Annotated in this window: 12 protein-coding genes; 2 read left to right on the forward strand and 10 right to left on the reverse strand. The window is 38.6% G+C overall.

Annotated features, from left to right (window positions below):
* Positions 1–98: 98 nt before the first annotated feature.
* Complete coding sequence (locus tag ACFVS2_RS20065) at positions 99–746, reverse strand: S-layer homology domain-containing protein (RefSeq protein ID WP_390236914.1); 648 nt, start codon at positions 744–746, stop codon at positions 99–101.
* 189 nt (positions 747–935) lie between these two features.
* Positions 936–2,027, reverse strand: coding sequence for an HD-GYP domain-containing protein (locus ACFVS2_RS20070; protein ID WP_390236916.1), 1,092 nt, complete (start codon positions 2,025–2,027; stop codon positions 936–938).
* A 180-nt stretch (positions 2,028–2,207) separates the two neighbouring features.
* Between ACFVS2_RS20070 and ACFVS2_RS20075 the strand changes: the two genes are divergently transcribed.
* Complete coding sequence (locus ACFVS2_RS20075; protein WP_390236918.1) at positions 2,208–3,155, forward strand: ATP-grasp domain-containing protein; 948 nt, start codon at positions 2,208–2,210, stop codon at positions 3,153–3,155.
* A gap of 45 nt (positions 3,156–3,200) precedes the next feature.
* Here the strand turns inward: ACFVS2_RS20075 and ACFVS2_RS20080 are convergent, their stop codons facing one another.
* From ACFVS2_RS20080 to ACFVS2_RS20115, 8 genes are all read right to left on the reverse strand, one after another.
* Positions 3,201–5,417, reverse strand: coding sequence for an ATP-dependent helicase (locus ACFVS2_RS20080; RefSeq protein ID WP_390236920.1), 2,217 nt, complete (start codon positions 5,415–5,417; stop codon positions 3,201–3,203).
* A gap of 324 nt (positions 5,418–5,741) precedes the next feature.
* Positions 5,742–6,167: a hypothetical protein gene (locus tag ACFVS2_RS20085; protein ID WP_390236921.1), complete on the reverse strand. Its 426-nt coding sequence runs from the start codon at positions 6,165–6,167 to the stop codon at positions 5,742–5,744.
* Between the two features lie 133 nt (positions 6,168–6,300).
* Complete coding sequence (locus ACFVS2_RS20090; RefSeq protein ID WP_390236923.1) at positions 6,301–7,449, reverse strand: hypothetical protein; 1,149 nt, start codon at positions 7,447–7,449, stop codon at positions 6,301–6,303.
* Positions 7,450–7,546: 97 nt separating this feature from the next.
* A complete protein-coding gene (locus ACFVS2_RS20095; RefSeq protein WP_390236925.1) occupies positions 7,547–8,434 on the reverse strand; it encodes a hypothetical protein in 888 nt (295 codons plus the stop codon).
* A 61-nt stretch (positions 8,435–8,495) separates the two neighbouring features.
* Complete coding sequence (locus tag ACFVS2_RS20100; protein WP_390236927.1) at positions 8,496–9,338, reverse strand: Gabija anti-defense Gad2 family protein; 843 nt, start codon at positions 9,336–9,338, stop codon at positions 8,496–8,498.
* A gap of 148 nt (positions 9,339–9,486) precedes the next feature.
* Positions 9,487–9,912 carry an MFS transporter gene (locus ACFVS2_RS20105; protein WP_390236929.1) on the reverse strand — a complete coding sequence of 142 codons (426 nt, stop codon included), beginning with the start codon at positions 9,910–9,912 and terminating at the stop codon, positions 9,487–9,489.
* A 185-nt stretch (positions 9,913–10,097) separates the two neighbouring features.
* On the reverse strand, positions 10,098–10,646 hold the full coding sequence (locus ACFVS2_RS20110; RefSeq protein ID WP_390236931.1) for an MFS transporter: 549 nt from the start codon (positions 10,644–10,646) through the stop codon (positions 10,098–10,100).
* 14 nt (positions 10,647–10,660) lie between these two features.
* Entirely contained in the window at positions 10,661–12,862 is a 2,202-nt protein-coding gene (locus ACFVS2_RS20115) for an AMP-binding protein (RefSeq protein WP_390236933.1), read from the reverse strand.
* Between the two features lie 294 nt (positions 12,863–13,156).
* On the opposite strand from ACFVS2_RS20115, the gene ACFVS2_RS20120 reads away from it, so the two are divergent.
* Positions 13,157–13,633 carry a hypothetical protein gene (locus tag ACFVS2_RS20120; RefSeq protein ID WP_390236935.1) on the forward strand — a complete coding sequence of 159 codons (477 nt, stop codon included), beginning with the start codon at positions 13,157–13,159 and terminating at the stop codon, positions 13,631–13,633.
* Positions 13,634–13,690: the final 57 nt, after the last annotated feature.

Genomic DNA, 13,690 nt, shown 5'->3' on the forward strand with positions numbered 1-13,690 from the left:
TAAGAAAAAGAAACGGATAGTATTTCGAGTTCGTTCAATCTGATAAAAAAGAAAAAGAGCTAACATTTGTTAACTCTAATCTGTAACGATACTGTTGTTTACTGAACAAGATTAGGTATCAAATTTGGATCTGTTGGTCTTTTTGGTTTTACAACTAAAGCACCCAATCCATATGTCGAAACATTCCGAACGAATTGCAAGGCTTCCGCACGAGTCAAAGAATCATTCCCCTTGTACGCAGCAATTGATTTTTGATTCCCCTTCCCTGTAGCCAGATGGAAGACAAGCAGGTATTTCACCGCATCGTTCCCTTTGAGATTTACTCCCTCTGTACTGGCAATTAATTCTGCAACTTGATAACGATTCATCACCTTGTTTCGCAACTCTCTCTGAGAGTTTCCTGGCAAGATGTAGTTATAACCAGCCCCATATGCATAATACCGATCTGCCCAATGGGAGGCTGTTTCACCCTGAAGATTTGGTTCATACAAACGGAGGAGCATCGTTAAAAATTCGGCTTCTGTCACCTTCTTCTCCGGTCTAAATGTCCCATCTGGGTATCCATTGACCATGTTCTTCTCTAATGCCCAATCAACGGTTTCTTTCACCCAATGTGTCTGAACATCGGTAAAAGAGTTACTTGTTTCGGCTTTAGCAACAGATTGTGGTAATCCCCCTCCACAGAGCACGGTAACTGCAAAAGCGATACTAAGAGCAACTCCCCTTATTCTCTTTATAATTTTCATAGTGCAGTCTCCTTTTTTGTAAAATAGAATTTATAAATGTTACTTCGAATAAAAGCGAGCTATTCAATAATTAGGATACCGTCCGATCCTTTCATCTGTCAAATTCTTCCCTGATATTCTTTACCCCTTAAAAGCGAAGAATCTGTTCCATTCTTTCTCTGTTTCTATTGCATCGTTACATAGATTGCATTACAAAATCGTATCAGATTCTGTTATCATCAAAGACAGATTTTTAGAAAGATCGATCTCCGAAGGATTACTAACTGCATGACCATTAGGATCTTTTAGAATGCGTACAGTAGGACGACCAGGTGCATCAAAATGATAAGCCACAACAACGGCTGTTTCTCCTGTATTCAACTTAACAGTTACACCAATTGGATACGATGCAACTGACTTTTGAAACATCTGGATTAACTGAGAATCAAAGTGAGTATTTGCTCCTGCAAAAATTATCTCCATTGCATCGTGTGGAAGCATTGCGTTTCTATAAGACCGATGAGAAGTTAATGCATCAAACACGTCAGCTATCGCCATAATTTTTGCGTATTGGTGAATTTCATTCCCTTTGAGTTTTCGAGGATAACCTGTGCCGTCCAATTTTTCATGATGCTGGAATGCACAGTGAGCGGCAAGTAGTGGCACAGATGATTGTCCCCTTAAAATCTCAAAACCGTACTCTGTGTGCCTTTTGATTTCGTTGAACTCTTCATTTGTTAATTTATCTTTCTTATTTAAAATCTCAAGCGGAATCATTGTTTTTCCAATGTCATGTAACATGCCCCCTATAGCAAGATCGTTTAGCTTTTTGTCATCGAGTCCTAATTTGACTGCCATTGCCAAGGTATAGATTGTTACATTTACTGAATGAGCAAATACATAGTTATCGTGAATATGGATGTTTGTTAATAAACTCAAGGCACTTCCTGATTTTTTCAACTCAGCTATCATTGTTTTCAAGACCTGTTGGAGCTTATCCGTGTTTAGGTTGTCAACAACCTTGTTCCATTTGTGATTTGAGTCTGAGATACTTGAAAACGTTTCGTTAATGGATTTCGATGCTTCAATGCGAAGTTCCATCGGAATGTCTTCTGTAATCGTCAAATCAGCAGTCAATTTATCTTTGATATAAACCATGCCCACTCCACGATTAGACAAACTATCAATCATCCGCTGAGTCAGACTGACACCCTCGCCGATGAGTACGGTTCCATTATCTGTATAAATAGGTTTTCCGATCTGCATCCCCGCTTCACATTTGGCAATCGATACCAATCTCATGTTTGAGTCCCTTCTATCTATAGTAAAATTATCACCTTAAACATTGACTATAGACAATAATAACTTATAGGATTACTATCTGCAATAGAAGATCTGATCAATACTCTTCGATATGAATAGGTAAGAAGCGAATGAGTTCTTATGCTTTCTTCTATGATGTAGAAAACAAAAACAAGGTAGATGATCATTTGCATTTATAGGAGGCTACCCAATATGGCACTATCATTTACAGGGAGAACTGCAAATTTTGAAAAATGGTATGAGAGACTTGAGAAATACACGATGCCCTCTGTTTATTTCGCAGTAGATGAGCAAACAAAACGGGGCATTATTGCAAAAACATTTGAACGAATATGTGAGTTTGATCCATACTTTGGGGAGATGAATAGCAATCCAAGTTTGTCGACACCTTTGAACTTGGATGAGATTCTAAGGAACCTGGAAAAACGTTTTGATCACATTCTGCAAGGCAAGACTTTCTTTTTTCGAACGAATTTATTTTCTCCAAAAGACGTTCGCCCAGACTGTCTTGTATCTAACGGAAACGAAGCTCTCGATCTTCTCTTGGCATCTCAACGGCTGTACAAAGGGTATCAAAATTTACTTAAAACGGAGGACTTGTACATTGTCTTTCGTGAGGCAGTCTCTTTCTCAGAAGAATTTCGTTGCTATATTGAAGGTGGGCAAATTAAAGCGATATCACAGTACGACGACAGTAATTCTGTTCATAAAGGGTTAGGTGCTTCGCGTTTGTTTCAGTATGCCCCCGATCAATACATCGATTTATATCGTTTTGTAGACAACGCTATAAAGGAGGTCGGAATAAAAGACGCGGTGATTGACGTTGGAAATACAGCTAATGGATTTTTGATTATCGAACTTAACCCGTATACAGAAGCAACTGATCTTTGCTTATTTGCCAAAGAAAATGTCTACAAAACCCCTTTCAATGGCACTCATATTCGTTTTTGGGAAGAAAAGCAACTCATGAAAACCTATGTACTTAAAGAGGCAAAGATCGTCGATATCTTGACAGAGGAGGTACATGAGAGGCAGAGTGTCTTTTCCACAGAATTGGTACTCTCTCGACTTCGTGCATCCTTGCCATCAAATAACCAAAACATATAACAATAAAAAAAGAGAGCGGGACGTGATATCCCCGCTCTTTCTTATTTAGCAGACCTCTGTGATAGGAGCTGGTTCTAATAATCCCTTCTCTAAACACATGTCTACAGCTAAATTCTTAATTCCGAGTCCTTCAAAACGAATGCCGATCATTTGGTTGTCGACTCTTTCAACAAACCCTATACCAAATGATGTGTGCTTTACCTTGTCGCCTACCACAACGTCTCTAATATCTTTATAAGCATTAGGATTAATGGTAGCAGGTACCTTTTTCGGTTTATTCAAGGTCTTTTCGCTTGATTGGTTAGGAAACATGATTTTCTTCACATCTTTAACAAAGATCGATTCTTGAAGGCTCTCTCCGTCCTTTCTTCTGTAACTGAGCAGCTCAAGGTCAAATCTCGCCCTGGTCATGCCCACATAGAAAAGACGCACTTCTTCCTCCATCTCATCAATTTTTCCATCTTTAAAATCTTTGATGATGTCATTAGAGGGTATTACTCCATCTACCAAGTCAATCATGAAAACATGGTCAAATTCTAACCCTTTTGAACTGTGAAATGTCGATAAAGTAACGGCACCTTTATGCTTATTAAACTTTGATACCTTGAGCAAGGATCTCAAATAATTGAGTCGCTCGGCAAAATCTTTAAGCGATTCAAGTTTGGATCCAATCCCCTCTAATGTATTTAAAATACCAAAGAGGTACTCCTTACTGAATCCAAGTCTTTCCGACATTTTCGTCAAGTTTTTATCGTAACCCAAGGTGTCTCGAATCACCCGAATTGCTCGATCCGGTCGCATTCCATTAATCTTTTGGAAGGTATCCTTACACATTTTCAATTGTTTGCGCTGATAGAGAGGAAGATCTAAGCCAAGGAGATTGTCAAAAACCGATTCTCCATTATCTAAACCCTTAATATGATCTATTTGCCGCTTTGTTATATACCCATTGAATTTGGTATGAATTCTCTCCAGTATCGCAGGGTATTTATCACTGTAAGAAATCCTCATGAAGTTTAAGATATCCTCAATGATCCAGTGGTTAAAGAACTTGTTATCTGAATCCTTGATGTAAAACGGTATTCCGCAGTGATCTAATTCATCGATCAACGAAATAGAAGAGGCGTTGTTCCGATAGAGGATGGCAACCTCCTTTAGATTCTCAAGTGCTTTCACCTTCTCAATCACATGACGAATTTGTGCATCATGCGTGTCCAGGTGTGTAAGTTTAATGGGAGCATGAAGCCCCTTTTCCGTGAACATGTTTTTGTCATAGCGATTCTTGTTTCGTTTGATGAATTGATTCGCGATATCGACAACATCTTTGGATGAGCGATAATTTTGCTCCATGTAGATAATGGCAGCATCAGGATATATCGACTTGAAGTTAAGAAGATAATCTGGAGCCGCTCCACGCCATCCATAAATGGACTGATCGTCATCTGCTACCACACAGAGATTCCTTTTGGCTGAAACCAATTTCTCTACGATTTTGTTTTGAACAAGAGAGTTATCTTGGCTTTCATCGGTAAGGAAGTAATCAAACATTTGCTGGTAATATTCGAGCATCGCTCGATCCTCTTCCAAAGCTCGATTTGCAATGATTAACATGTCATCAAAATCAACCAATTGCTTGTCATTATCCAAGTTTTTAAACGCTTCATACTCAGTGAAAATCTGCACAGCAGAAGGAACATCTGTTTTTACTTCTTTTAAGAGTTCCCTTGGTATTAGTTTGTTCTTTACATAGCTAATGTAAGAAAGTAAATCCTCCATTTGGTCATCCGTGATGTTTTCGCCTGTTACATCTCGAAAGATTTTTCGTAGTATCCACTTCTTGTTAAGAACTTGCTCAGTACCATCTCCTCCATTCAATCTCTCTTTGTCAGTTTCACCCTCAATCAACTGATAGCTGATTTTGGACTTTCGAAAATAATGTCTCACGACTTCAAAAGCAAAGCTATGAATCGTAGAAAACTTCACCTTGTTTTTGGATAGGTACGGAAAGAACTTATCAAATCGTTTGTCCATATCTTCCGCAGACGCATTACTAAAGGTGACTGCCCGTATCCGACTTGGATCTACATTCTTAACTTCAATCAAATATCCAATCTTCATGATGATAACCGTTGTTTTTCCTGATCCCGGTGATGCCAGGATTAATTCTGGTCCCTCGGTATGCTCGACAGCCTGACGTTGAGCAACGCTCAAAACGACCCCTAACTCTTGCCGCTTTTTTTCAAAAAACTCTTCGGCTAACATATAAAATCCTCACTTTCCTTTTCAAAATTGTCTCATATAAAAGGTGGCGCAATTAACAGAAAGATTTTCCTGTTCAAATACAAAACAAGTAATGTTCCCAGTTTTATCGAAGATTTTATGTTATATGCCGCATCAATGGTTGCTATTAAGCTGTTTTCATTTAAAAAAGTTGATATCAGCTGGTGACCAAAGATACAATCACCTTCTTTGAGCATTTTCAAACGGACTGAATTTACATGTCGGATAATATGCTTTCCCAAAATGCTCATGATACAAAAAAGAGCAACCATTTTTGGTTGCTCTCCCCCATATTGCTTATTCTACTTAGACTTCATCAGGATCAACATCAAACCTACGGCATTCAGTCGGTGAATGGCTCGAATCCATCCTTTGGATTATCTCCCTAAACTGACCATTCGAGTTAAAGTAAGTTAGAATGCGTTCTGCTTTCGAACGACCAATGCCCATGTTTTCAATTTCGTCTTCAATGTCATAATATCCGCGAAAGGCTTCGAATCGAACCCGATCCAGATGATATGGATTGAGGATGTTCGCCATAATTGCGATGTCTTGTTCCGTAATTGGATCATCTACACCCAACTGAGTGTCAATGACTGACTCAATCCCATTTAGCAAGCCAAAAATGGTTGTGTCTGACACTTGGCACATTCCCTCATTAACTCTTTTTTGAAGTCGATAGGTTTCCCCTAAAACTTTCCCGAGCGCAAATTTCAAGTCTCTGTCCATCATTCTTCATCCCTTCTGTTATAACGACCTTTGACTTTGACTTTCTTTGACCTTAATTATAGTTTACCATTCTTTTCGCTGTCAACCGTTGGAAAACAAGAAAGAGGAGCTACCGAATCTCCTCTCCTCTTCACACTTAAAACATATCTTCTGTTATTTTGTGACTTTGATGAATCCTTTCGCCCTTCTTCTCTTTCTTCAAGGAAGTGTACCCCATTCCAGCATAAAAACGCTCTTTTAAATCCTCTCTCATATGAGCCTTAATATGTTTAATGATGTGACCATCCACGCTCATTTGGCAAATCTTAATCATATGCCGTTGAATCTCAGGCTCAGCAAAATAATGGGTTAAGATCGATACATCAAATCGTTTACGCAGTGAGATGTTTTCACTCAATTCTTTTCTTCTTATTTCGCCAAGCAGAGAAACAAAGACCTCCAATACCCGCTCCAATCCAATTTTTCGATAGGGTGCCGTTCCTGGAGCAAAGATTTCATCTGGTTTCCCTTTTTTCTTAATGGTGAAGATAGGTGCATAGGTTAGGATTTCATGAATCGCTTTGATATCGTCAACAAAACAATCGTTATTCCACAAGGTATAATACGCTCCACTTTCAACGCCGCCTCTTGTGTAGTAATGATTGAGATCTCGCCCCGATGTATAAAGGTTAATAGCTCCAATGATTCCGCCCCATAACATTTCCATATCAGTAAACTTTAAACCATATCGATAGTACAATCCCAGTTGAAATCCACGATCCATGTATTTTTCTGCGCCTTCCCCACTCACGAACTTCCAAGAGTTATACAAAATCATAGAATTTATCCATTCCAGATCATTTAACCTGTCGTAGACTTTAACCAAAATATCAATATCAGGCACTTCATTCATACAAAACATCCGCTTAAACCCATCTACCAATTCTATTTTCGTATTCAGGTCTTCAATATCGCCTTCTACACATACTGCGATTGGCATTAATTCATAACCAAAGGCAATGCCTGCTTTTGTCCTTTTATCAACTGGTGCATTTTTTACCACTTTTTCTTTCGCTTCATCTAAATCCTCTAAATGCAAATCTAATACTTCATGCCCCCGCAAGTTTAGTTGTTTTATTTCCCTCGTATATTCCCCGATTTTCGATTCAGAATTGAATGTTTGTATCTCAAGCCTACTCAATCCATAGTTACTAAACAACCGTTCGCTTAGTATTCTTGCATTCACTTGATAAAGCTTATATTCCTTTTGCAGAAGATTGTCATACATTGTGTGTAAATATTTCACAACTATCCCTCCAACAAAGACATATTATACCATGAACACCTTATGTTGTAATTTATTTTTTACCTTTTTTATTGCAAAAAAGTAATTTATCACCTTATTATCTGATTTTCTCTTCATGATATGTTAGCAACATTCGTAAAAAGGCAATTTGTTTATCCTTCTTCTTTTTGTATTCATCTTTTCCCAGGCTTTGCTTATAGAGTTCAAAAAGATCTATGGTTTCAAGAATCGCAGTTCTAAATACATCAGCTGGAATATCAATCTCACTACTCCATCCTCGATCTTCATGTCGATGCATGTTTAATAAGAATTCATCATTGTGACAACTAACCGTTTTTAGGACATCATAGTTAAGCTTCCATTTTTTATTTTCTGCTTGCGCCTCTTTAAGTAATTCATTCTTTCTATTTTCATCTGAAATACGTTCAATTAAGCTCACTATAATGGCTTGCGTGCTATCTATTTTGATCTTCATCTCTGATAGGATGTTTTCTAAGAGAATTTTCCTTTGTATCGTCATACGAAATAAATGCTTTTCTGCTACGCTTTCTTCACGAAAAGTGAGTAATTTCCTCAATAGATCAATCTGCTGGTCTTTAGACTTTTTATGCTTTTCATTTAATGTCCGTTTCTTATAAAACTCCAACAGGTCAATGAAATGATGAATGGCTTCCCTAAATAAATCTATCGGAATCTCAGATTCATTATTCCAAGCCCGCTTCTCATATCTGAATATTTCTAAGTCGTAATCATCGTTATGTGAAACAACTGTTTCTATAACATCATGATAAAGCATGAGCTTTGTAAGCTCAGCATGAGCCTTCATTCGTGCTTCTTTCCCTATTTCTTCATCAGGATATTTTTCAATGATTTGTAATCCTAATTCAACGGATTCAATTTTGTTTCTTATGGTACTTATAATCCGACTTAGGATCATTTTTCGTTGCATGGTTAAACGAAACAATTTTTTACCACCTGTTTGCATTTTGTATTCCCCTCTCACTCTGAAAGAGAGCGAACCGAATGATCCGCTCTCTTTTAAAAAGTTATTCCTCTTCTTGATCTTCTTCATCTTTGCTTCGTTGAAAAGCTTCATCAATCATATTAAACAAATGGTCATTGTTTTGTTCAAAATCAATATTGTCCATTCCCACCGTTTGAAGTTTTTCCAAAAAGTCAGCAAAATGGAACAAATCTACTCCAACCAGTTGCTCTCGCAACACCATTGGATCAGAAAGATCTAATTGATTGAGTTGCAGGGCAATTTTCAAGTATTGCCCTGCATTGATTTTCCAACCACGACTGATAAATTTCCGTGTACGAATAAGCGAAGCCAGTGGATATTCTGAACCTGTAAAAATAAGACGCTTATTTACAATTGCCTTTTCCGTCTCTTCGCTCACGATAAGCTTATCCTCTCCGTAATCGTAAATACCTTTGCTATGCTCAAAATCAAAGTTTTTCTTAATCTCATCGGGACTTGCCACAAAACGCATAACGAATTGAACCTCATCCGTAAATGAAAAAGCATTAGAGGTAACAGCTACAGGTTGATACTTTTGACCCGTTTTTTCTACTTTGTGGATACCATGAGAAACAAAAACAGATACTCCATCTACCTTCTGTTGTATATCTCTACATTCGCTCCCAGCATCAGGCATTTGATTGATGAAATACTTAACGACTCGGTAACACGCTTCTGGATTTTTGAAGTAAAAGTCGTAGTCATTTGGTTTTTCATCCAGGATCAAAGACGCTATCGCTCCGCCAGCGATAAAAGCGTATTTCTCAAACAACTCCCTAATTTCTACATCTTGAATAGATGAAAAGAAGCCCTCTGCCGCAATGCGAAGTTTCCGTTTAATTTCATTCACTTTTCTTGGTTCCATGTCTTTATTCTCCTTTCACAATATCAGATATAAAATCCCACCAACTTTCTCAAATTCTCATTATTATAGATTTTAATCCCTTTTTCATAAGATCTAACTCTGCATGAAAAAGCTGACTCTAAACGAATCAGCTCATCTTTGATCTTTGTTATTGCATTTCTGGTTTCATAAAGGCTATACGTACGTAAAGTACCACGCCAAAGAATATCGTTGCAAAGGCAACAAGAATGGATGGAATGTCCATTCCTATTTTTAAGGCTCCTGTATAAAGAAGTGTGCTTGATAACATCAATAGATTCTCGCAAAAATTTTGGATCGCAATCACTTTCCCCGCTCCTACTTGATTTCCTTCGCTTTGAAGTGTTGTATTCAAAGGGATAATATAGACTCCACCGAAAAATCCTGCAACAAATAGAATCGTTCCTGTTACGATGGTGTATGGTAGGAAGCCAACTATGGCAATTGCAACAGCCATGCCAATGCCCAAGTAGTACAGGCGATCCTGCTTAACAAGAGGGATGATCTTTGTTGATAAAAGCGCCCCAAGCATAATGCCAATCGCTGAAACACCCATGAATAGTGACGCTCTATCAGCGCCCTCTAAGTGCAGGGCTATCGAAATCCACGCTAACATCGCTATACGTAGAACGGCTGAGATCATCCAGAATGCACTTGATCCAACCAGGGCTGACTTTGCCTTGGGTATACGAACCAGTGAAAGAATGTCCTTCGTGAATTCTCTCCAAGCACGGTTGCATGCTACATTGGTGGTAGCTCCTTTTGGTAGAATCCAAGCAAAAAAAAAGATAGTCCATAACAAACCATAATGACAATCATCGCGAGGAAAAATGACCATGTTGCTAAGAATCCACCAATAACGGTTCCTAACAAAATAGATACAATCGTGCTTCCTTCTACTGATCCATTCGCTTTGTATAGTTCTTGCTCGTTTTTTGTCAATTCTCTCAAGATCGCATACTTACCCGGCCCATAAATACAAGCACCTACACCAACCATTGCGTAAGATACCGCAGGATTAATCCCTATGAACAACATGAGTGCTCCTATGAGTTTAAAAACATTACCAATCCATAGAATATTCGACTTCGGCAATCGCTCAGACAATACACCCGAATAAGGAGCAAGGAGAATGTAGGCGACAAAGAAGCAAGCCTGCACAATGCCTACATAAACATTGCCCAATGCTTTCTCAGTAATGACGTAAATGGTCGCCATTAATATCATGTTATCCGCAAGTGCAGACAAGAATTGTGTAGCCAGTAATCGATTGATATCACCTATTTTCAAAATGGCTTCCCCTCTTAATCATAGAATGATTGAATTTGCTTGGTTAATTTGGTGACATCAACTTTTCCACTGCCAAGTAGAGGGATCTCACCGATAATATGAATTTCACTTGGTAGGGAAAGAGTTGTGATGCTATTCTGTTTCCAAAAATCTCGTATAGCTTCTTTTGTTGCAAGAGGGGACGTCGCAACTAACTCAATTCGTTCGCCTTTTCTCGCATCCGCAATGCGAACAGCGACAACCTCTCCATCGCCCACAGCTTTCTTCGCATTTTGTTCAACAGCTGCAAGACTTACCATTTCTCCTCCTATTTTTACAAAACGTTTTGCACGACCTTTGATACTTACGAAGCCCCGCTCGTCTACATTTACAATATCCCCAGTATCAAACCATTCGGGTTTGGGTACAAATCCTTCTCCAGCAACAAGGTATCCTCTCATGAGGTTTGGCGCTTGGATTTGAAGCCTTCCACCATCCTCAATGCCATCTACCCACTCCAATCGATGTTTTACTCCTGGAACAAGACATCCTACCGTTCCTTTCTTGTACAACATGGGCGTTTGTAACGATAAAATAGGGGATGTTTCGGTTAAGCCGTAACCTTCTAAGACACGAATTCCAAACTTATCAAACCATTGTTCTTTTACATTGTCTTGCAGTTTCTCCGCACCAGCATAAACATAGCGCAATCGATTGAAGTCATACGGATGAGCATAGCGAGCATAGGCGGATAAAAACGTAGAAGTTCCAAATAGAATGGTTCCGTTTCGGTCATATGTCAATTCAGGAATCGCCTTATACATCAGTGGTGATGGAATTAAATAGGTTGGTACATGACACAAGGGTGAAAGGAACATAAGAATGAGTCCGAATGAATGGAAGATTGGTAAAGCATTCATGATTTTGTCTTGGCTTGTAAAATCCACCATTAAACGTGCCTGTTGAATGTTTGCAAAGATATTGTTGTGAGTAAGTAATACACCTTTTGGTGTCCCCTCAGATCCTGATGTAAAGAGGAGAATATCTTGAGCTGGGGTGGTCACTCTCTCTGTTTGTTTCTTTAGCACACTTAATTTCAGGAATATATTCATTTCGCCCTTCATGTCTTCCAAATAGAACACCTTTGCTTGTTTCGAAACAGCTTCGATCAATGACTCAAGCTTTCCCTTTGTAACGAATGTTCGTGACGTCAAAATCGACTTAATGTCACCTGTTGTTAAGCAGGAGCAAAAGGTAGAAACATCCATTGATGCATTTAACATTGCTGGTGTTCTACCACTATATAGAGTGGCAAATGTAACAGTCATTCCAGCCATACTGGTTGGCATTAGAATACCGACTCTCTCCTCGCTCGTTACTCGTCGATCAATGAGAAATGATAATCCAATAGTGCTTTGCCACAATTTTTTCATGGTCATATTTCCAGTTGGCGGCTTCTCGAAAAATGCTGCTCGCAGATTATTTAACTTTTGTAAGATCGGTTGTTTAGTGTTCCATACTGCTCTTATCCTGCCTTGTACTGACTTATATACGACATTCCCTGTTGGATCTTCTGCAATTACCATATTTGGGGCTTCCAGCACCCGCTTGCGTAATACCTCCGCTAAATGTTCTGATTTCAACATACGGCATTCGAGCAACACCTCTTGAAGTTTCCGATAGATAATATGGCTCCCCATATCCTTTTTCTCTTTCATCATCATCCCTTCCATATGTGGAAGGTGGAATGCCTCGCCAATAAACATCGTTGTTTTCGGGAACCATTTTGTCGGAATTTTTCCCTCTAAGTAGGTCAATTTCTTCGCTTTTTCCCCACCATCAATTGCAATAGGAACAAGTGGAACTCCTGTTTTCAGTGCCAAGTAACCAACACCTGAATAAACTTTCATCAAGCTATTTGTAACCGTAATCCTACCCTCTGGAAATATCACCAAAGATTTTCCCCGTTTCAACACCTTGAGCATATTACGAATAGAGTATGGATTCATCGGATCAACAGATAATACTTCTCTTCCCCTCATCGCCCAACGGTATTTAGCTACGATCATTGTATTTGCCACAAAGACGATATCTTTCGGCAAATTCATAGTAAGGAGCACTGCATCCAGGAGGCTTGTGTGATTTGGAATGTAAATACATGCCCCGTTATTTTGAAACCTTTCTTTGTGAATGACATCGCATTTAATAAATGTTTTTAATAAGGACACTGGAATCATTATGACCCTCCTCAAGTTAATGTTTTTGAATTTAGTATCTTATATGCAAATTAGTATCAGGTAATAAAAGCTACCATAAGTTCATGTTATTATATTGACTATAAGCAATATTAAATTAAAATTCAATTATAAACAGGATAAATATGATTTAGATTTCCATCCTAAAAATCGCTTTACTGTTGTGATGTCAACGACATAGATATATAAAACCAAATTATCAACCCAAAAACACCTCATTGACTATGGTCAACTTTACGTTTAAGATTGCATATAGAATTCAAAGGGGGTGTGAACATGAAAAGTATCACGTTGTTCCTTCTATTGGCGATGATCTTATCGACTTTAACGGGGTGTGCGCAGGAAACTCTAACCGCCATCGAAGAAACGAAAAACAAGGTAACGTATGCAACGGGGGTTTTAAGCGAAGCTGCGCCGCTGGCGACGGCGTATGTAGGCTTGAATAACCTTTATCTAAATCCATTAAGTTACACAGATGGGAATTGGAAAACTGAATTTGATAAACATGACGACACCATTGAAGGCAGCTATGAAAGATTAAAAACCCTACAGCCTACACAAGAGTTTTCCGAAATGCACGAGCTTCTGCTGTCCACGTTGGATCAAACTATCAAAATTAATGATGTAACGGAGAAAACAATTGAAGTTGGGGGGAAAATGACAGGGGATATAACGAAGCAATTCGAAACTTCGTATGAATCCTTTCGAAATATATCGTCCCGCCTTGAAGAGTTAAAAAACATAAAAGAATAATGCTTTTAGACTCTGAGCCATTTCAGAGTCTTTTTTGCATACAAAAAAGCCAGCCTT

It is taken from the genome of Brevibacillus sp. NPDC058079 (genome assembly GCF_042885155.1).
GTDB lineage: Bacteria > Bacillota > Bacilli > Brevibacillales > Brevibacillaceae > Brevibacillus.

Bases quoted from the DNA above. Each gene is read 5' to 3' on its own strand.
- ACFVS2_RS20065 (WP_390236914.1), bottom strand. From the start codon at position 746: ATGAAAATTATAAAGAGAATAAGGGGAGTTGCTCTTAGTATCGCTTTT.
- ACFVS2_RS20070 (WP_390236916.1), bottom strand. From the start codon at position 2,027: ATGAGATTGGTATCGATTGCCAAATGTGAAGCGGGGATGCAGATCGGA.
- ACFVS2_RS20075 (WP_390236918.1), top strand. From the start codon at position 2,208: ATGATCATTTGCATTTATAGGAGGCTACCCAATATGGCACTATCATTT.
- ACFVS2_RS20080 (WP_390236920.1), bottom strand. From the start codon at position 5,417: ATGTTAGCCGAAGAGTTTTTTGAAAAAAAGCGGCAAGAGTTAGGGGTC.
- ACFVS2_RS20085 (WP_390236921.1), bottom strand. From the start codon at position 6,167: ATGATGGACAGAGACTTGAAATTTGCGCTCGGGAAAGTTTTAGGGGAA.
- ACFVS2_RS20095 (WP_390236925.1), bottom strand. From the start codon at position 8,434: ATGCAAACAGGTGGTAAAAAATTGTTTCGTTTAACCATGCAACGAAAA.
- ACFVS2_RS20100 (WP_390236927.1), bottom strand. From the start codon at position 9,338: ATGGAACCAAGAAAAGTGAATGAAATTAAACGGAAACTTCGCATTGCG.
- ACFVS2_RS20105 (WP_390236929.1), bottom strand. From the start codon at position 9,912: ATGGGTGTTTCAGCGATTGGCATTATGCTTGGGGCGCTTTTATCAACA.
- ACFVS2_RS20115 (WP_390236933.1), bottom strand. From the start codon at position 12,862: ATGATTCCAGTGTCCTTATTAAAAACATTTATTAAATGCGATGTCATT.
- ACFVS2_RS20120 (WP_390236935.1), top strand. From the start codon at position 13,157: ATGAAAAGTATCACGTTGTTCCTTCTATTGGCGATGATCTTATCGACT.